The sequence below is a fragment of the Sphingobacterium sp. B16(2022) genome, assembly GCF_012030425.1.
Lineage (GTDB): Bacteria > Bacteroidota > Bacteroidia > Sphingobacteriales > Sphingobacteriaceae > Sphingobacterium > Sphingobacterium anhuiense.
On the sequence record NZ_JAAUVN010000007.1, the window covers coordinates 247581 to 268051 of the forward strand.

General features: G+C 37.8%; 15 protein-coding genes. 5 read left to right on the forward strand and 10 right to left on the reverse strand.

The features are described from left to right. Positions 1 to 25: 25 nt before the first annotated feature. From HCX49_RS24710 to HCX49_RS24725, 4 genes are all read right to left on the reverse strand, one after another. Entirely contained in the window at positions 26 to 1495 is a 1470-nt protein-coding gene (locus HCX49_RS24710; protein ID WP_168128429.1) for a RagB/SusD family nutrient uptake outer membrane protein, read from the reverse strand. A gap of 132 nt (positions 1496 to 1627) precedes the next feature. Then, a complete protein-coding gene (locus HCX49_RS24715; protein WP_168128430.1) occupies positions 1628 to 4825 on the reverse strand; it encodes a SusC/RagA family TonB-linked outer membrane protein in 3198 nt (1065 codons plus the stop codon). 122 nt (positions 4826 to 4947) lie between these two features. Further along, complete coding sequence (locus HCX49_RS24720) at positions 4948 to 6003, reverse strand: dipeptide epimerase (protein WP_168128431.1); 1056 nt, start codon at positions 6001 to 6003, stop codon at positions 4948 to 4950. A gap of 15 nt (positions 6004 to 6018) precedes the next feature. Further along, a complete protein-coding gene (locus HCX49_RS24725; RefSeq protein WP_168128432.1) occupies positions 6019 to 7245 on the reverse strand; it encodes a C40 family peptidase in 1227 nt (408 codons plus the stop codon). 182 nt (positions 7246 to 7427) lie between these two features. On the opposite strand from HCX49_RS24725, the gene HCX49_RS24730 reads away from it, so the two are divergent. Together HCX49_RS24730 and msrA are read left to right on the forward strand one after the other, a co-directional pair. Further along, positions 7428 to 8453, forward strand: coding sequence for an isoaspartyl peptidase/L-asparaginase family protein (locus tag HCX49_RS24730; protein ID WP_168128433.1), 1026 nt, complete (start codon positions 7428 to 7430; stop codon positions 8451 to 8453). A 163-nt stretch (positions 8454 to 8616) separates the two neighbouring features. Then, entirely contained in the window at positions 8617 to 9132 is a 516-nt protein-coding gene (msrA, locus tag HCX49_RS24735) for a peptide-methionine (S)-S-oxide reductase MsrA (RefSeq protein ID WP_132772269.1), read from the forward strand. Between the two features lie 82 nt (positions 9133 to 9214). Here the strand turns inward: msrA and HCX49_RS24740 are convergent, their stop codons facing one another. Then, the gene (locus HCX49_RS24740) at positions 9215 to 11914 is read right to left on the reverse strand and encodes a DNA gyrase/topoisomerase IV subunit A (RefSeq protein ID WP_168128434.1); all 2700 of its coding nucleotides are present in this window, start codon (positions 11912 to 11914) and stop codon (positions 9215 to 9217) included. 175 nt (positions 11915 to 12089) lie between these two features. Beyond that, positions 12090 to 12629, reverse strand: coding sequence for a GNAT family N-acetyltransferase (locus HCX49_RS24745; protein WP_168128435.1), 540 nt, complete (start codon positions 12627 to 12629; stop codon positions 12090 to 12092). Between the two features lie 78 nt (positions 12630 to 12707). Here HCX49_RS24745 and HCX49_RS24750 point away from each other — a divergent pair, with 78 nt between their 5' ends. Further along, on the forward strand, positions 12708 to 13409 hold the full coding sequence (locus HCX49_RS24750) for a sterol desaturase family protein (protein ID WP_168128436.1): 702 nt from the start codon (positions 12708 to 12710) through the stop codon (positions 13407 to 13409). Positions 13410 to 13545: 136 nt separating this feature from the next. Here the strand turns inward: HCX49_RS24750 and HCX49_RS24755 are convergent, their stop codons facing one another. From HCX49_RS24755 to HCX49_RS24765, 3 genes are all read right to left on the reverse strand, one after another. Next, positions 13546 to 14742: an AI-2E family transporter gene (locus HCX49_RS24755; RefSeq protein ID WP_168128437.1), complete on the reverse strand. Its 1197-nt coding sequence runs from the start codon at positions 14740 to 14742 to the stop codon at positions 13546 to 13548. 46 nt (positions 14743 to 14788) lie between these two features. After that, the gene (locus HCX49_RS24760; RefSeq protein ID WP_168128438.1) at positions 14789 to 15967 is read right to left on the reverse strand and encodes an MFS transporter; all 1179 of its coding nucleotides are present in this window, start codon (positions 15965 to 15967) and stop codon (positions 14789 to 14791) included. A gap of 63 nt (positions 15968 to 16030) precedes the next feature. Beyond that, the gene (locus HCX49_RS24765; protein ID WP_168128439.1) at positions 16031 to 16780 is read right to left on the reverse strand and encodes a TrmH family RNA methyltransferase; all 750 of its coding nucleotides are present in this window, start codon (positions 16778 to 16780) and stop codon (positions 16031 to 16033) included. Positions 16781 to 16786: 6 nt separating this feature from the next. On the opposite strand from HCX49_RS24765, the gene HCX49_RS24770 reads away from it, so the two are divergent. Beyond that, positions 16787 to 19132: a BamA/TamA family outer membrane protein gene (locus HCX49_RS24770; protein ID WP_168128440.1), complete on the forward strand. Its 2346-nt coding sequence runs from the start codon at positions 16787 to 16789 to the stop codon at positions 19130 to 19132. Here HCX49_RS24770 and HCX49_RS24775 read toward each other — a convergent pair. Continuing rightward, positions 19129 to 19656 carry a hypothetical protein gene (locus tag HCX49_RS24775; protein ID WP_132772284.1) on the reverse strand — a complete coding sequence of 176 codons (528 nt, stop codon included), beginning with the start codon at positions 19654 to 19656 and terminating at the stop codon, positions 19129 to 19131. The two genes, HCX49_RS24770 and HCX49_RS24775, sit on opposite strands and share 4 nt — an antisense overlap. A gap of 309 nt (positions 19657 to 19965) precedes the next feature. Between HCX49_RS24775 and HCX49_RS24780 the strand changes: the two genes are divergently transcribed. Further along, positions 19966 to 20223: a hypothetical protein gene (locus tag HCX49_RS24780; protein ID WP_021187767.1), complete on the forward strand. Its 258-nt coding sequence runs from the start codon at positions 19966 to 19968 to the stop codon at positions 20221 to 20223. Positions 20224 to 20471: the final 248 nt, after the last annotated feature.

Here is a 20471-nt window from a genome sequence, read left to right on the forward strand (position 1 = left end):
TTTTTTATTGCGTCAATCATGGAGACTAATATCCCGGATTTTGTTGTGCTTTTATCGGAGGATTAGCATTAATCTCTTCTTGAGATATAGGCAAAATCGTTTTGAAGAATGATCTATTGATCGCATGTTCTCGAGTAGGTACGCTGATACCGGCAAATGCATCATCAAAATTGATTGTCTTATTTAGTCTGATCATATCAAAATAGCGAATGCCTTCACCAAAAAACTCCTTACTTTTCTCTGCTAAGATCAGTGCTTCCGAAACAGACGCGGCATCAATAGCCGGTAATCCTGCAGCACGTTTATGGATCGCCTGCAAATAAGTTGCCGCCTTGGCCGGATTAGGTGTACTGGCCTTCAATGCTGCTTCCGCCGCAATCAGATAAAGTTCAGAAAGACGGATCACTTTAATATTGACAGCAGTATAATTAGAAGTTCCTTTATCCCCAGAAAATGTCGTAGAACCAAGGTACTTATAGCAAGAGCCAAGACGATCAGCAGATGATTCATCTCTAGCCATCACACCTCTTCTTACATCAGAGGGATCAGCATTAAGTGCATTTAAGAAAGGTGTACTTGCTAGGAAATTTCCTAAAGCACCTGTTTGGTGATTTCTTCTCATAAAATAGAAACCTAATGAATTTCGAGCGAGATCCGCTTGATTAGGTTCGATTACAAGTTCATATATAGATTCCGATCCAAACTGGGATTGCCACGAAGTGACCCAAGCTGCATTGGTATAAAGAGAATAAATAGGATTATTATTGATCACTTCCTCCGCTGCCAATAAAGCATTATTATAGTCAGCCATCGTGAGGTACACACGTGCCTGTATGGCTTTGTTGGCATAGTAATTTAAGTAGCCATCTCTTTTGGTCTTTGGAAGACCAGTTTCCGCAGTTTTTAAATCCGAAAGAATCTGTTTATAGTTTTCATCAACCGTAGCACGTAAACTTTGCTCATTGAAAGCCAGTGTTTTGGTCACGTTAGGAATTCCAAAGGCATTTTTATCATCGGTGTAAGATTTACCGTAAAGTCTAACCAGATCAAAATTGGCCAATGCACGGATGGTTAATGCTTCCGATTTTGCAAGATCAAAGTTCTCAATACTTCCTGATGCTTTTAACTTTTCAATATTTTCGAGTAGATTATTGGTCTGGTAGATGATATTATAGATCGAAGTCCAAAAGCTCGAAAAACTGTTCGTTTGCGCATTATGATTAAAAGTATAAAATGCATCCAACCCACGACCTTGGGAGTAAAGCGTTACATCGCCACCTTTAGCATCACCATAAGCGATGAAATTACGTCCATAATAGTTCGAAGAAGTCATTTGACGCTGTATACCGTTGATCGCAATCTGAGCATCGTTGGCGGTTACAATGGCCTTATCAGCATCAACCGCATTAGTAGGTTCCACATCTAAAAAGTTCTTACACGAGTAAGTTGTACTCAGAACAGATGCGAAAAGTAAATAGTTTATATATTTTTTCATCAGAATTAGCTGTTTATTCAATAATCAATTTGTTTATTAATGGCATTAGCAATGCCTATGTCGGTTAATAGCTATTATGATCATCAGGTTTGTTGCAATAAGTTATCGTTTATCCTATGATCAATAGAAAAACTAGAAGCCGATTTCAATACCAAATGTGTATGTTTTGCCATATGGTGTTTCCCATCCACGCGTTCCATATTGGTTAACCTCAGGATCCGCTAGTTTAAATTTAGATGCCGTGAATAGGTTTGTACCATTGAAAAATAAACGCGCATTACTGATTTTAACTTTTTCCAACCATTGTGAAGGCAATTTATAAGCGACATTGATGTTTTTTAGACGGATAAACGAAGCATTATATAAATGACGGCTACTGAACTGGATAGCATCAGTTAAATCGTTACCATCGATTTTTGGTTGTGTACCATTTACATTGCTAGGTGACCACATATTATCATAGTAATACTGTGAACGTATTCTTTCCCAATAGTAGCCATCATCCATGACATCCTTTTCCGCACCATCATACAGCTTTCCACCGATCTTGTAACTAAAGTTTAGACCAAGTGAGATACCTTTATATTCCACATCTGTATTGATTCCTCCGAAAATTTTAGGCGTAGCCGAACCCAAGATGATCTGATCTGCTTTCGTATAGCTATAAGAAGCATTTCGGCCATTGTATTCGAAATCCGATTGATTATTGTTTGTATACCAAACGTTTTTACCATTGGTTTTATCTACACCGCCCCACTCATAACCATAGAAAGATAATACCGATTCATTTTCACGGTAGATAAACTGTGCACGGGCATCACCACCTGTTGGATCAGTCCAGATAATATCTTTACCAGCATCTAAAGTTTTGACTTTGGAAGTTAAAAATGAACCATTGACCCGAGCCGACCATCTGAAGTTTTCTTTACTGATGATATCGCCGCCTAAATCAATTTCGACTCCACTATTATTTATGACACCCACGTTTTGGAGCACCTTGGTAAAACCAGTCGTACCAGAAGTAGGCACATCTTGAAGCAAGTCTTTCGAATCTCTATTAAAGTATTCGATGGAACCCGTTAGTCTATTGTTAAATAAACCATATTCCAAAGCTAGATCGTAGGTATTACTTTTTTCCCAGGTTAGTTTTGTATTTCCTAATCCTCTATCTATAGCCCCTAATGAACCATCGCCAACGACACCCCCAGGGTTACCTTTGTAATTGTATTTATAATACATTAAAGTTCTCCAAGCATAATTATCTGTCGGTAGCGTACCATTAACACCATACGAAGCTCTTAATCTTAAGGTATTGACGATATCATTTTTAAAGAACTCTTCTTTATGGATACTCCATGCGCCAGATACAGACCAGAAGGTACCCCAACGATTATCTTCACTGAAACGTGACGAACCGTCCCGGCGGATAGAAGCTCCTAAAAAGTATTTCTCATTATAGTTGTAATCGACACGTGAAAGATAAGACATCAGATTATTACCGAACTGATAGCTGTCCGCTTTATAATTTGCTCCCGTACCGATAGATGTTAAAGAACTTGATCCGAGATTAATCGAATTGCTGTACTGAAAATCAGTGACATTCTTTTCAACTTCATAACCCGCTAAAATATTGAAGTTATGCTGCTCAATACTTTTGGCATACGTTAATGTATTGGACGAAACATATTTCCGCATATTTGTATTCCATTTGCTCGATGAACCCTTATCAGTCAAACCAATGAAGTGCAAGGCTGAAAAATTCAAGGCATCTTTTACTTCTGTGTTATCAAATGAGAAAATTGTTTTTGCCGTTAGATTAGGAACAATTTCCCACGATAGAGATTGTACAGCACCCAATTTGAGAGTTTTTGTACTGTTACCCCATTGTTTATTATAATAGTCAGAATTATAGGCTAAGCTACCATATTGTGCTGTCCATGGATTGCCGGTTTTGTAGTCAGTAGGCCAGTAGAAAGGAAACAATAGATTTCTAGATTGAAAGAAAGGATTAGATCCGGTACTTCGGGTATCATTGAACCCAGTTTTATCCGTATTAGCAACATTTAAATTTACATTATATTCAATATTGCTTCTTACTTTTTGATTCAGGTTGATTCTTCCTGAGATTCTTTCATATTCATTGATCGTGGCGCGTCCTTTATCTTTTGTATAGTTTAGAGAAGAGAAGTACTTTGTTGTTTCAGAACCTCCGCTCAAAGAGATGTCGTTCGTATTAAAAACACCGGTTCTAAATAAGTAATCCTCCCAATCAAAGAATTTACCTTCCCGGTTTTCGACACCGTCAGTTATTCCAAGAATTTTAACATTATTCATACGGGCAGGACCATCTACTTCAAAGCGATATCCATGTTTATTAAATCGGTTGTTGATTTGTCCCAGAGCATAAGTACTTGCCTCCTGATCGGTGTAATTGACTCCAGTAGCACTGTTTTTATTTGACGTTCTATAGTCATGGAAAATCTGATATTCCATATTGATCTGTGCCTGCGGATCCGCTACTTCATAATTATCTGTCGCCCACGATGGGGTAAAACCAAGAGAAGACCGAAAGTTTATGCGTGCCTTTCCTTCTTTACCACGTTTTGTTGTAATTACGATAACGCCATTGGCAGCTCTAGATCCATATAATGAAGATGCGGCAGCATCTTTTAATATGGTGATCGATTCTATATCCGATGGATTAAGCGTACTCATGACATTGGAAGAAGAATTGATCTGGCCACTCATTTGTCCCACATTGCCCGAAACAACAGGAACACCATCGATCACATATAAAGGATCATTAGAAGCGTTCATAGAACCGATACCACGTATCCTGATGCTAGATGTTGCGCCCGCCTGGCCGGAGCTGGAACTGATCTGAACACCAGCTACACGTCCGTTCAATGCATTTTCAAACGACGTCGTAGGGACATCTTTAATATCACTTTCTTTTACCACCGCAGCAGAACCCGTGTAGGTGCTCTTTTTAGCCGTACCATAAGCGACTACCATAACCTCATCCAGTGCATTCTCTTCTTTTTGTAAGGTTATTGTTAATGTTTTTCGGCCATTTAGTTTGATTTCTTGTTTCTGATAACCGACAGCACTGATGATGACTGTTGCATCCTGATTCGCATTTATCGTAAACAATCCACTGGAATTTGTGGATGTTGCGGTATTTGTTCCTTTGACCGAGATCGTCACATCTGGAATGGCAGCGCCATTTCCATCTGAAACTTTCCCCGCAACCTGGATTTGTTGCGCATGTACGACCTGCAGAGTCCCGCAAGCCATCGTACATAACGAGGTAAGTAAAATTTTATTCATAAGAGTATTGGTTAGTTGTTGCTTTTAATAGATGATCTATTTATACCCGTAAGGTACAAGATAAGAATAAGATCATGATATTTTTTCTGAAAATTCATGATCTTATGAAAATTTAATGTGTTTTATTCTGCTAGGATACCTATCCCTGGACGATCTGGTAAGATACATTGTCCGTCAATGACTTTCATGCCATCGTAAATATCATTTCCGATAAGAAGTGCACCATCCAGGTCTGCCCAATCTACCAAAGGAGCCAACTGAGCCGCGGCAGATATGGCACAAGAAGTTTCGGTCATACATCCGATCATTACTTTCATTTTTAATGACTGCGCTAATTCTGCCATTCGTTTTGCTTCACGCATTCCAGTGCATTTCATCAGTTTGATATTAATGCCCGAATAAACCCCCTGCAATGCAGGAACATCAATCAATCTCTGGCATGCTTCATCGGCAATAGTCGGTATGGGGCTATGTGCTGTTAACCAGGCATTATCATCGATCTGTTCTTTTGGCATCGGCTGTTCCAAAAAAACTACGCCCCTTTCAGCGAGCCAATGTGACATTTCAAGTGCCTGTTCCTTTGTTTTCCATCCTTGGTTGACATCAGCACACAATGGACGATCTGTGCATTGGCGAATGGTATCGATAATCATTTTATCCGTTTCAAGGCCCAACTTTACTTTGAGAATTTTAAACTGATCTGCCTCCATGACCTTTTTACGAATCACCTCTTCTGTATCGATACCGATGGTATAAGAAGTAGCAGGTATTAGTGCTGGATTTAATCCCCAAATTTTATAAAATGGCTGTCCCAGTATTTTTCCTATTAAATCATGAAGTGCAATATCAACTGAAGCTTTTGCAGCCGTATTTTTAGCGCTTATTTGATCCACATAAGCCAATAACTCCTCCGTTTGAAAAGGAGAGTTGAATCCGGATAGGTCGATTTTGTTTAGAAAATTGATAACGCTTTCCTGCGATTCTCCTAGATATGGAGGCATACTTGCCTCTCCGTAACCAATAATGCCGTCATATTCCAATTGTGTCAATACAACCGGAGTTGTCGTTCTGCTGAAAGATGCAACAGTAAAGACATAACGCATTTCTAAAGTGTAAGGCTTATATCTCAGTTTGAAAGCCCCAAAATCTTTAGTAATCCAGTCTGAATGTATACTCATGATCGTTGTTATCTTTTATTTGATGCTATAATAAGGGTTATTTTGTACTTTCTGTATTTGTGGATCGTTTGATCCCAAATATCTTTTTGCAGCAACAACAGTGCGTGTCTGAAAATCATCGTAATTTTCAGCATCTTTCAACATACTATTGATTCGTACAGATCCCGCTGCATGAATAAACGTTCCGTTACCGATGTAAAGTGCTACATGCGTAACACGGGCATTGGGATTCGTGTTTTTACCAGCAGCAAAAAACAAAAGATCAGCAGGTTTTAAATTTTTAAGCGCTTTTTCTGGATCAAAGTGACCTTCAGCATCCAGGATATCCACAGATTCACCTGCTAATACCTGTTGAGAAGCATCACGCGGAATAACATAACCGTTCATGAAGTAAGCTGTCTTTGTAAAGCCGCTGCAATCGACTCCCTTTACAGAAGTACCTCCCCAAAGGTAAGGAAGTCCGAGCATAGATTTGGCACTCGAGATCAAGTTGTCAGCTGTAGGATTGCGTGATTCAACCCATTTTTTTAGCGATAAAGCTTCTTCTTTTTTGATGTATGCTTTCCTTTTATCAGGATAGGAAACTTCAAAATAGTTATTTTTCTCACCCGTCAGCACCAGAATATCGCCATATACAAGATCCGATACACGTTGGCTTTGCGCATGCGGTTCGGAAAATGATTTTCCAAATTCAGCGGTATAGATTATTTTAGGTTGACTGTTCCATTGTGCCGCCTCTTCCTTTGTCATCGCTGTAACCGAAGAAGTCGGTAACCAGGCAATGTAGCCTTCCGGAGTACGGATGCGGTATTCACCATGATCCTTTTGTAAGAGATCAACTTGTGTTCCCATTAATACCTGACTCGCCATTTCAGCCGCATTATCAGGCTTAGTTCTCATATTTCCGACAGATAAATGTACGATACCGATCAGTTTATTGCCTAAGTTTTGTTCGGGCAATAAGTTAATGGCTACCGTTGCCGGAATATTTTTAAATTGTTGTTCGAAAGCTGTTTTGGCGGCTGGTTCTGTCGTTTCTATCAGATAGTCATTTTTGACAACATCTGTTTTTGAGAAGGCAAATAGCTTTGTACGCTTATCAGGAGCATATGCTTTTCTTACGGTTTCTTGCAGTTCTTTAACCTGAAGATAAACAGTGGAATCTAGTGCTTGTGAAAAGGCATGGTTAATCGTAAAAAAGCCTGCACAGGTAAGAATAGCATATTTTAGTTTATTTGTCATGCTGATTAGTTTGGTTTTTAAAGATAGTCTAAATTGTATGTTTTCACAAGAAATGTTGACGATTTGTGAATTAATGATCGATTCTTTTGCATAAATACGAATGCGGGGCCTTGGCAGAATTAAAAAATTCTTAAAAAGAAAAATGCAATTGTGTATACTTGTATTGCTAAATCGATTAAAATATGAGTTCAAGACGCCAATTTATTAGACAAGGTATTATTGGAGCAACAGCTATAGGTACTGTAGAGACGTTATCAAGTTTTTCAATTCCGCAGAAGCGGTCGGGAATGAAACCGATCGTTATTTCAACTTGGGACTTTGGTATCGCGGCAAATCAGGCGGCATGGGAAGTGCTAAAAAAAGGCGGAAAAGCAATTGATGCCGTAGAGCAGGGAGTGCGTGTACCGGAAGCTGATTTAAAAAATATGACAGTAGGAAAAGGTGGATATCCAGATCGCGATGGTATCGTTACCTTAGATGCCTGTATCATGGATTCAGAAGGAAACTGTGGTTCCGTAGCGGCCTTAGAGCATATCGCACATCCAATTTCTGTAGCTCGTCTGGTAATGGATAAAACACCACATGTGATGCTTGCAGGAGATGGTGCATTGCAGTTTGCGCTGGAGAATGGTTTTGAAAAAGAAGACCTGCTTACCCCAGAAGGAGAAAAAGCATGGAAAGAATGGTTAAAAGAAAAGAAATATAAACCGGTTATGAATATTGAGAACAAGTCATTCGCGGTCGAGCGTTTGCCAGGTAATCAGTATAATCATGATACAATAGGTATGCTTGCATTGGATGCTCAAGGAAATCTATCTGGTGCATGTACAACAAGCGGTATGGCTTTTAAGATGCATGGCCGGGTAGGAGATAGCCCGATTATCGGAGCTGGACTTTATGTAGACAATGAAGTAGGCGGGGCCACTTCTACAGGAGTAGGAGAGGAAGTCATTCGTACAGTAGGTAGTTTTTTAGTGGTCGAATTGATGCGTCAGGGATATTCACCGGAAGATGCCTGCAAAGAAGCTGTAAAACGTATTGTTAAGAAGAAACCTAATATTGCAAAAGATATTCAGGTAGGATTTTTAGCATTGAATAAAAAAGGTGAATATGGATCTTATGCTTTGCAAAAAGGATTCTCATACGCTGTATGTCATAACGAAAAGCAGGATCTGCTGATTCCAGGTTCCTATTACTACAAATCATAATTTTTCAAAATCAGTAAACTATTATGACGCTTTTTCTGTCATTTAATTTCTAAGTTTCCTCAATTATTTATTTTTTGATGGTGGAGGAGAGATCGATAAATTTGAAAGTTTGTAATTTTACTAAACAAATTTATCTAAGTTTGAATATAAAATATATTAAAATATGAAAGCAACATTTGGAGGCGGCTGTTTTTGGTGTACGGAAGTTATTTTTCAAAATACTGAAGGTGTAAAATCCGTTTTACCAGGATATATGGGCGGGCTAAATGATAATCCTACCTATGAGCAGGTATGTACAGGTACCACAGAACATGTTGAAGTGGTACAGATTGAATACGATGAAGATCTTGTTAATTACGAAGAATTATTGAAGATCTTCTTTAAAACGCATAACCCAACGACGTTAAACCGTCAAGGTAATGATGTCGGTACGCAATATAGATCGGTCGTATTTTTCCACGATGAGGAACAGGAAATACTCGCTAAGAATTTTATTGATGAGTTAGATAGTGAGGATGTTTTTGAAGATCCTATTGTGACTACTGTAGAGCCAGCGGTTACTTTTTGGGTAGCAGAAAACTATCATCACAATTATTTCAATACGCATCCTGAAAATCCTTTCTGTTCTGTTGTTATTGCACCAAAACTTCAAAAATTCATCAAAGAGTTTAAAGATTAAAAGATTTTAGAACATAAAAAAACCGCTTAATAGCGGTTTTTTTATGTTCTAATATAGCTGTAAAGTTATTTGCTTCTAAGCTTTAAAATAACTCAATCTGTCCGCCATTATCCGTTTGGATATCGTCAGGATTTGTTATTTCCAATTTAATATCACTTTGGCTATTCGTTGCTTCAGCTGTCTTTTCCGTTTCCTCACCAGATTCAGAAGTTTCAGTAGGAGCTGTCACCTCTTCCTTGGCATTCACGGCCAGATCAATTTCATCAGTAGTCAGTTTAACACTCTTCACCGTATGAAAGGATAGGCGGTTACCTTGCGCTTTCAAACCTTTGACATCAATAATTTCATTCAAAGGTTGATCTAAACTCTCCTCTGTCTGCGATTTTCCTTTCAGAACTTCCAGGTGTACCACAGGATCTGTACTGTTTGTCAGCACGATAAGTTTTGATCCAGGTTCGTCATTAATAAATGACACACTTTTACCGACAGGAATATCATCAAATTTAAATCGCTTCACATAGTAGGTGCCCGATTTACCATCTTGATGGATTGCAGTATAAACATGATCAGGGAAGTATTTCTCGATGCGAATCATCTTATCATCGAAATAATTGCTCAGATCAAAATTAGACAGCTCGTAAGTACCGTCCGACATGACGATCAAGATTTTGTCGTCACCATCAAACTCCCCTAAATATTGACCTCTTTCATCAGCATTTAAACGTTTGGTGATTTTATCAAACCAGATCTTACGGCCAGCTAAGGTCGAAACCCCAGCGCTTTTGAACGTGATCTTTTTAACCGGATATTTCGAAACAATATTTCCTTGAGATGCACGGCCTTTGATGGCTATTTCAGCAAAATTCATGTCGAAATTAAGCTTTCTTAATTTCGTATGTGGCTTCAGTTGAATATTGACTACCTCTGCCTCTCCATTCGGATTTGCAGTGAAGTAAGTTACTTTAGAACCCTTTGATCCTTTGCTGATGTCATATTCTTTATCACGCGTCACGCCGACAACAGCAAAACGTTTGATGAAACTTGTACCCGTGTCTCCTTCTTTATAGATGGCATTGTAAATTGTTCGCTCATCGCCCTTTTTAAAGACAGCGACATGGATGATATCTTTTCCGACAAATACTTTGTCCTGAATTTTGGTGACTACATATTTGCCATCTGCACGGAAAACAATGATGTCATCGATGTCCGAACAGTCACATACAAATTCATCTTTCTTCATGCCCGAGCCGATGAAACCCTCTTCGCGGTTGACATATAGTTTTGCATTGGCCAAAGCGACCTGTGTAGCTTCAACGCGATCAAAAGCTCTTAATTCAGTCTTGCGGCCACGACCTTTACCATATTTATCACGCAATCTTTCATACCATGCAATTGCATAGTCAGTCAAATGTTTAAGATGGCGTTTAACATTCTTGATTTCATCCTCTAGAGAAGCCATCTGATCATCAGCCTTTTTCACATCAAAGCGCGTGATGCTACTCATCGGTTTATCGATCAATCGCTTATAATCTTCAGGGACGATAGGACGGTAGAACTGGGAGAAAAACGGTTCGAAAAGACCATTTAGCACTTCAACAACCGTATCGAAATCTCCAGCATTTTCGTATTGAGGATGCTTATACATACCCTCTTGAATGAAGATTTTCAGTAAACTGCTAAAGAATATCTTCTCTAAGAGATCATGTAATTTGATTTCAAGTTCTTGTTTTAATAAGTTCTTTGTATTGATGGTGTTTTCAATCAAGATATCATTAACACTCAAAAAGTGCGGTTTATCTTCTTTGATCACACAGGTATTTGGTGAAATGGACACCTCACAGGCTGTGAAAGCAAATAAAGCATCAATCGTAACATCAGGAGATATTCCCGGAGCTAGATGCACTATAATCTCCACAAACTCTGCCGTATTATCTTCGATTTTCTTGATTTTGATTTTCCCCTTATCATTCGCTGCAACAACGCTGTCTATTAATCCACCGGTAGTTGTTCCAAAAGGAATTTCAGTAATCGCTAATGTTTTCTTATCACGCTCCTCAATTTTTGCACGGACACGGATCTTGCCACCGCGTTGGCCTTCATTGTAAGCTGAGCAATCTGCCATTCCTCCCGTTGGAAAATCAGGAAGGATATGTGGTCTTTCGCCATTCAAAACCTGGATGGAACCATCAATTAACTCCAGGAAGTTATGAGGCATAATTTTAGTAGCCAAACCTACAGCAATACCTTCGGCACCCTGAGCCAACAATAGCGGGAATTTGACAGGTAACGTAACCGGTTCTTTATTACGGCCGTCATAACTCAATTGCCAGTTTGTTGTTTCTGGATTGAAGACAACATCCAGAGCAAACTTCGATAGACGTCCTTCGATATAACGAGGAGCAGCAGAAGCATCTCCGGTAATAGGATCACCCCAGTTCCCCTGACAGTCAATCAGTAGGTTTTTTTGACCGATCTGAACCATAGCATCGCCGATTGAAGCATCACCATGAGGATGATATTTCATCGTGTTACCGATCACATTTGCGGCTTTGTTATATCTTCCGTCATCCATCTCTTTCAATGAATGCAGGATACGTCGTTGTACAGGTTTAAAACCATCATTGATATGAGGTACAGCGCGATCTAAAATAACATAAGATGCATAGTCCAAAAACCAGTTTTCATACAAACCCGAAAGTGGAATTGTTTTACTGTTATTTGTCTGTTCGTTATTTAATTCTTCTTGATTATCGTCTGCAGGATAGTTTGTTTCTTCACTCATGTAATCAATAATATGGTGTTTTTATTCTAATTTGCTGCAAGAAAGCATCGTTTTTTGCAAGCGTAAAAATACGAAAAGCATTTCGTTTTATCCAAAGGATATACAAATAGATTTACATTGAAAATTTCAACATTCAAAAGTGGCATTCTAAATTCAGAAAAGATGCATTCAGGTCTTATTTAGCATCTTCAACCCGATCATACCAATAACAGTCCATGTCCCAGATGGTAAACTTAAAAGTATCCGTAATCTTAAATCCAGCCTTCTCCAATACATTTCGCGAGCCTTGATTATCGACGTGCGTAATGGCATGGAGAGGTATATGCGTCATGTTTTCATAGTAAAAGGCAATACAGGCCAATGCCGCTTCTGTGGCATAACCTTTACCCCAGGACTCTTTACGGTAGCGATAGCCAAAGTCTAGAAAATTGACCCGATCATTCATCGGTTCGTCGATAAATTTAAATCCGGTCCAGCCTATAAATTGATTTGTTGCTTTTTCAATAACAGCAACACGTCCTGTACCATATGCTTCATATTGCTGCAGCAAACTAAGAATATAATCTTTTGCCTCTTCACTCGATTTTAAAGGAGATCTGTTTAAATAGAGATGAACTTCCGGTTGCGAATCCATCGCATAGAATTCTTCAACATCATCTAAAGTTATCGGACGAATAAGTAGTCTCTCCGTTTCGAGTGTAGGTACGTATTTCATAAAAATATTATTTAAAGTAAAGTTAATAGAAATTAATTATCTTCAACTATTTAAAGCTTAGTGAAGAAAATGGATACAATGGGGAGAGAAATTGTTGATTACTTACATCAGGCAGATTTTTCGGCAGTCGTACAACTAGCATTTCTAGGGAATTTTCTGCTATTTTTCTTATCCATTACATTTTATGCTGTGGCGCACTATCTGTATAACAGCAAGCAGGAGTTGGTTGAGCGTCATCCCATATTGAAAGCAGATATTGGAAATGCAATTTTAAATATCTCCCTTAATGCGGTTGTTGCCATTGCGGGCATTTATATGTTAAGAATTGGATGGATTAAAATAGTTGATCTTGATTGGAAGGTATTTCCAATCAAATTTTTAGGCGTTTTGTTTCTTGTGGATTTTTTGATGTTTATACTGCACTGGCTTGTTCACAAATCCATTTTATATCGTTATTTTCATTATAGGCACCATACCTTCGAACGTACAAATGCATTGAGTCTCTTTGTGATGCATCCACTAGAAAATGTGATGTTCGGAGCTATTCTGATCATCACCTTTATGTTAATTCCCTGCGATATTTTTACAGTTGGTTTTTATCTAGGATTCAATCTCTTGTGGGGAATATTAGGACATATTGGGTTTAATCTGTTAGAGTTTAAAAATCGATGGATCACCAATGGTCTTTTTCATATGAATCATCATCATGATATTCATGTCAATTTTGGTTTTTATACCTCAATCTGGGATAGACTCTTCCAAACTCATCGGGAATCCTGAAACCAGGAATACACTAAATTCAGCAATGTCAATCATCAAAAATCCGGTTGCAATAAAAGATCATATAAAACAATTCGTCCAAGAATCATCTTTCAGATCCTTGGACGAATTGTTTTATCACTTAGTAAAAGAGTATTTACAGTTTTTTATCTGTACTGTTTGTATCATCCTGCGAAGCCGATTCCACAACAGTTGGTGTAAGAAACTTTTTAGGTTTCCGTACAATTCCCCATTTTTGAAGCAGTTCCTGTGTTGCATTTCGTTTGAGATGCTCTTTTTCAGGCTCACCGATTAAATATCCGAAAGGCTCCATGCTAGGGATCGCATCAAAAATCACCTTTAAGGTTGCGAACATCGGTAGCGCTAGAATTAATCCTGCTAAACCAAAAATCATTCCGCCCAGTAGAATAGCAATAATGGCCATCAGGGGATTGATACTTACTTTGCTGCCGACGATATTAGGAGTAATAATATTACCTTCTAAAAATTGGACCACCTGGAACCAGGCAATCACACCGACCGCATATAAAGCGCTATCTTTTGTCGCCAACGCAAACAAAGCCGGTAAGATTGAGCCAATAGCGATACCGATATAAGGCAATAACATGAGCAAAGAAGCCATAGAGCCGAAAAACCAGGCGTATTGAATACCCATCAACATGAGACCTACTGTATTCAGCACAGCGACAATTCCCATCACCATTACAAGCCCCAGACAATAACTTTGTACTACCTCATAGATTTTGCTCAGTACAGCATGAATTTTCTTGTTATCCGTGTTTTTGAACGATTTAAAGAAAAACTCTTTAAAAAAATCACGGTAGTAAAGGAGAAAGAAAATAAAGATAGGAACTAAGATAACACCAGCTAATGTACTTCCGATTGAACCAAAAGCTGTTGACATATAACCACCCACATTTTCTAAAGCATTATTTCCTTGCTCTTTCATCTTTTGAATCACCTCACTTCGCTCTAATCCGAATTGAGATTGAATCCAGTTCTGTATCGATTCTACAGCAGCCAATACTTTTTCCTGAATCGCTACAGCATCTTTTCCAATGATAATACTTTGATGTACAATAAACCATATCAAAGTGCTGATAATTAAGATGGCAATAATAACAGCCATGATAGAAGCGGCCGCCTTCCCAAATCTCAATTTATTTTCAAAAAAAGATGCAATCGGGTAGAGCGTCATTGAAAGAATGATCGCAAAAAGTAACGGTACGATAACACTTTGAGTAACATATAAAAATCCGATGATTAATGCTAGGGCAAACAAACTTGAGGCAAGCTCAACTGAATACGGTTTTTTTCCTGATTTACTTTCCATATATGACTGCTAACAAATAAAGGGTTAATCTTAATTGAGAATACAATTAAGCTTTTTTCTTTCTATAGCTAAATCCTTGCCAAAAAAACATATAGAGTAAAGCGATACCTAAAAACAAAGCGTTAAAATACATCACTTGCGGTATCCGGGTGATAATATCCTGATAGTACATCCCTGCAAATAAGGCACCTAAACCAATACCTGCCTCCATCGATATGTACATCGTCGCTACCGCACGTCCACGTTGATTATGCTTACCAAGGTCTATAGTCCAGGCATTGATCGCAGGAGATAAGATTCCTGTACCGATACCGTATATACTTGCACCTAACATCAGCTTGTTAAAGGAATCTCCCTGTCCGATGAGGAACAATGAAATACCAACAATGAGTAAACCGATCATAATTACTTTGGTACGTCCATATTTATCCGATGCTTTTCCAGATATGAAGCGGATCAAAATTGATGCAATCGTATATGCAGCAAAGAATATCCCTTTGTTGCTCAGGTTGAGGTGATCACTCCAATCGGGGATTAATGTCAATATGGCTCCGAATGCGGAGTAAGATAGAAACGTTACAATTCCCGCTGGCAATACACCGATATCAATGATGTCGGTACGCGAGATTTTGAACATGGATAAATTGAGCTTTTCTTTTTTTGCAACTGTTTCCTTCATATTCATGACAATAACAATAGAAAGAAGTGCAAAAAGAGATGAGCTATAGAACATGATATTGATACCAAAGTATTGGAAAATTGCACTACCGATAGCGGGACCTACTGCACCACCAATTGCAAAACAGAGACCATGCATCCCCAAAGCCTCACCCCACCGTTCGCGCGGAATAATATCAGCAACATAAGCTGAAGTAGCAGTAGGTTTGAAACCTGTCGAAAAACCATGAATCAATCTCAAAAGAAGAAAACCGGAGACTGTGGTGAGTATCGGATACAGAAAACCACATAAAAAACAAACAATAGATCCGATGGCCATAACCGGTACGCGTCCCCATCGATCGGTCAATTTACCACTGAAAGGACGTGAGATACCAGCTGTTAAAGTAAATAGAGCTATGATGAGACCTTTATGTTCAGCACCTCCCATTTGACTCAGGTAGTTCGGAAGTTCTGGAATAATCATATTGAAACTTGCAGAGAAAAGTAACGAACTCAGACAGAGAAGGGCAAATTGTAATGTATAAATGGATTTATTTTCAGTCATGGTAAACGGACTCTTGTTTGTGTAAAAAATGAATCGCCTTCTTTTTGAAGAGAAGGCGATGTCTTATAATTTTTTTGTTCGCGCTATTTCCGAACAAAAGATCGTGGTTGCTACAGCGACATTTAAAGATTCTGCCTCACCGATCCTCGGAATCGTGACAGGTTTGTCGACCAATTCGATGAGCTCATCCGAAATCCCATTTCCCTCATTTCCAAGAACAAGGAGACCTTCATCTCTCCAGTCGGTTTCGTAAATACTATCGCCGTTGAGTAAAGCACCAAAAACAGGTAATTTAGCGTCTTGAATAAAAGCCTTTAAATCGAGATAATGGATCTCGATACGTGAAAGAGAACCCATTGTAGCCTGGACGACTTTAGGGTTATAAGCATCGACAGTACCGATCGAACAAAGGATCCGTTGAAAACCAAACCATTCAGCTGTGCGGATAATGGTGCCGAGATTTCCAGGATCCTGGATGTCATCCAATAGTAAGGTGTGCTGTCCTTTGAAATCTTTTATGGCTAAAGCCTCCTGTTTCGGTATATGTACTAGAGCTAGTATACCCTGCGGAGATTTTAAGCCGCTGATTTTTTGAAATTCGTTTTCAGTCAGCACATAAGATTTTATTTTTCCCGATATTTTACCCACTTTTGCGAGTACATCTTCTGTATAAAATAAGCTGTCAACTTGATAAGAGGAAGATAGAAATTCGATAACAGATTTTATTCCTTCGACAATAAAAAGACCATGTTGTTTGCGAAACTTTTTATTTTGAAGTGATGATATTAGAGTAATTTGTGCTTTTGACAACATTTTTTAATGATAAATAATCAACGCCTTTTAGCTTTTACAAGTATAACGCTTTTGTTGCTAATTTTCACATCTTGCCGTACAGCACGTTTCTTAAATGAGGACCAAGCTTTGGTAGATCATGTGGATATCCATGGCGTAAAACCTGAACTCAAAGAAACAACCTCACTCTATATCTCGAATGAGATTAAGGTCAATTCGCGGGTTAACTTATTTATCTATAATCTTTTTAATACAAAAGATGGAAAATATAAGAAACGTAATATCAGAAATGTCGGTGAAGCCCCCCATTTATTAGATTCTGGTTTAGTTGATTTATCTGCGACACAGATAAAACGATTTTTATTTACAAAAGGTTATTTTGGTGCTAGCGTAACACCTGAAATAGCAGTTAAGAAGAAAAGAGCGACCATTCATTTTAATGTTACTCAGGGCGATCCCTACTACATGAGTAAAATTACGTACAACTTTGCAGATCCTATAGTTGCCGACCTTTATAAAAAAGAAGTAAAACCAGCTACAGTTATCAAAGAAGGAGATCAATATGATGCGGTAAACCTGATCACAGAAAGAGAAAAATTGTATATGGCTATGCGTGATCATGGCTATTTTGATTATATCCGTCAATACATGCGTGTCGCTGTAGATTCGATGTCAAAGAAAAATCAATTAAATTTAGAAGTGCAGGTTGAAAATCCAAGCGATTCAACAAAACATCAGGCATATACCATCGATAATATCTTTGTTACTATTCGAAATTTTGGAACTGCAAAGAAAGAAATTAAACAGACATTCGACAGCATCAACAATATCCATTTCAAAGATGAGACAAACAATTTTCGTCTGAAACCATTGACCCGATATATGTATATCAAATCTGGGAATCCTTACAATCTGACGAAAGAAAATCTTTCTTACGATCGTTTGTACGAAATGAATGGATTTCGTAGTGTTAAAATTCATTATCAAAAGACAGATTCAAACAAATTGGATGCATTCTATGAGATGGTACCTCGTCCGTTGATGGGAAATCAGATTGAAGGTGAATTTACACTGAGTTCAGGTATGAGCGGTTTTAATATCGGAAATACATTTTCACATCGTAATATCTTTGGCGGAGCCGAACTATTGGAAGTAAAATTACGTTATGGTATTTTGTTTGACCCTAGACTTAGTGGTAGCATTTCTAACAAAATCTTTAATAATGATATTCAGATCGGTGTAAATCTGATTGTCCCACGTATGATGACACCTTTTCCTGTTAGCAATACCGCACAGTATGGTTTAGCCAAAACGACTTTTTCGACGAGCTTACAAATCTTCAATCAGGATGCCACCTATTCAAACCGTTACTTTATCAATACATTAAATTACTCCTGGCACGAATCTGCAAATAAATTCCACAGCTTTACGCCAATTGTGTTAGAATATAGACAAGGACGTTTAAATGATAATTTTGCTCAGAACCTGATAGATCAGGGGTACTTATTATATGTACGAAGTAATAACCGCGAGTATTTTGGTCTGGGATCCCAGTACGCATTCACTTATAACGCCAAGAAGCTGACCAAGAAGGAAAATTTTAATTATTTCAAAGGCTCAGTAGATTTAAGTGGTAATATTTTAGATCTTGTAAGCCGGGTAGTTAAGTTTGACCGGACGGCGGATGGCGAAAAAAAGGTTCTTGGAGTACCTTATTTGCAGTATGCCAAAACGGAATTAGACTATCGTCTTTATCGTAATCTAGGGGGCAATAGACAATTTGTTTTTAGAATCAATCCAGGTATTGCTATTCCTTATGGAAACAATTCGACGCTCATGATTTTCGAAAAAAGCTTTTACGGTGGCGGAATGAATGGCATGCGTGCCTGGCAAGCTCGGACATTGGGTCCCGGAAATTATAATCGCGAAAGTGTCAATGAAGACTTACGGTTGAACCTTCGGAACTTAGATCAATTGGGGGAAATCAAAATTGAAGGAAATGCTGAATATCGTTTCCGCATATTAAATAGCGTATTAGGAGCTAAGATGAATGGTGCTACCTTCGTTGACTTTGGAAATGTCTGGCGATTAAAAGAAAATGAATTAAATCCAGGCGGAGAGTTTAAGTTTAATAAATTTTTAAGTCAGATTGCAATAGGAACAGGTTTTGGACTTCGTTTTGATTCCGACTATTTTATTATCCGATTGGATGCAGGACTTAAAGTTAAAGATCCGCAATTCTCAGGAAGCGATCAATGGGTTTTAAAACATTTTTTCGATTCCAAAGAATTTAAGGATCAGTATTACCAGACACATAGACCTGACCGTTATAATTTTATTCAGTATAACTTTGGTATTGGATTGCCTTTTTAGAAAATTAAGTTTTTTAAACTTGCAAAAATAGATTCTATAATAGACGAGATATTTAGGCCCTGCGAGTGATTGAAGAAAAAGAAACATACAGCCAGTACAATTGCCGTTAATAATAGTTTCTTAAATGCATAAGCAATAAGTAAGATCACTGCCGGGATAATGAGAAACATAAGTCCGCTGATTGCAAATGCTGACAATCCTTTGTCAGATTTATAGATATAAAATAGTCGACCTTTTGATCTGTCTTGATTCTTATGTTTGAAGAATACAAATGTTGAGGATTCAATTTTATCATTTGGAACCCCAATTCCATCGTGGAACTGTAAGTCCTGGGTAAACCCATTAATGCTAAACTTATACGTACCGTTGATACGTTCATTTGTCTTCTCTGCCGAATCTACAGCTATAATGGCAAGTTTCCCATTGCCTGATAAATTTTCTTTTACTATAAAATTCTCTATTTTTTGCATTTGTGCATGCCCTAAAAATGGAATTAACAGCAGGAGAAACAATAGTTTTTTCATTATTAAATTTGTTTTTTAACGGATATCAAGCGATCATGATCTGCACTTAGCTATCTGTAAGATCATGATGGTTTCATTATTAAATTTGTTTTTTATCAATAATGAAGCAATCATAAATCCAGTATTCTTCAAGATTTGAACTGATTTAGTTCATGATGTTTCATTAAAAATTGTTTGCGTTGCAATTTTAGACATTTTCTATCTCTTTATAAAATAGATAGCCTTAATAATTCAATAAATGTTTTTGTTATTTTATTTCCGAAACAATGAATAATTTGTACCTTTGTCTTGTAAAAAAATTAAATCGAAATGGCAGAAACAGTACAACATAGAGAACCAAAAAAGACTGATAATAACGCAAATCAAACTCATTATTACAAGACTTTAACAATAGCTATCGTTTTGGGTCTTATAGGAGTATTCATTAGATTTGTACCAGATGTTTGCACAAACTTTGATCAACATGTATCGATGTTTTCAGCAATAGCTAACATTAGCCTTGTAGTAGCATCTCTTATCGCTTTTAGAACAGTTTTTGGAATTTTAGGATTCGGAAAAAATAAATAAGTCTTTATAAAAATATAGTAAACGTCAATTCGAAAGAATTGACGTTTTTTTTACGCTGTTTTTCTTCGAATTGCCTTGGTACGGTTCCATCTAGATGACAGGTAACCCCCTTTTGGAGGTTAAGATATAACAAAGCATAGGGTTAAAAGTTTTAAATATTTACTTACCCGCGCCAAGATAAAATGTCGAAAAAAAAATACGCTGTTTCCCGTAAGAGAAACAGCGTATTTTTTTATAGTACGAATAGC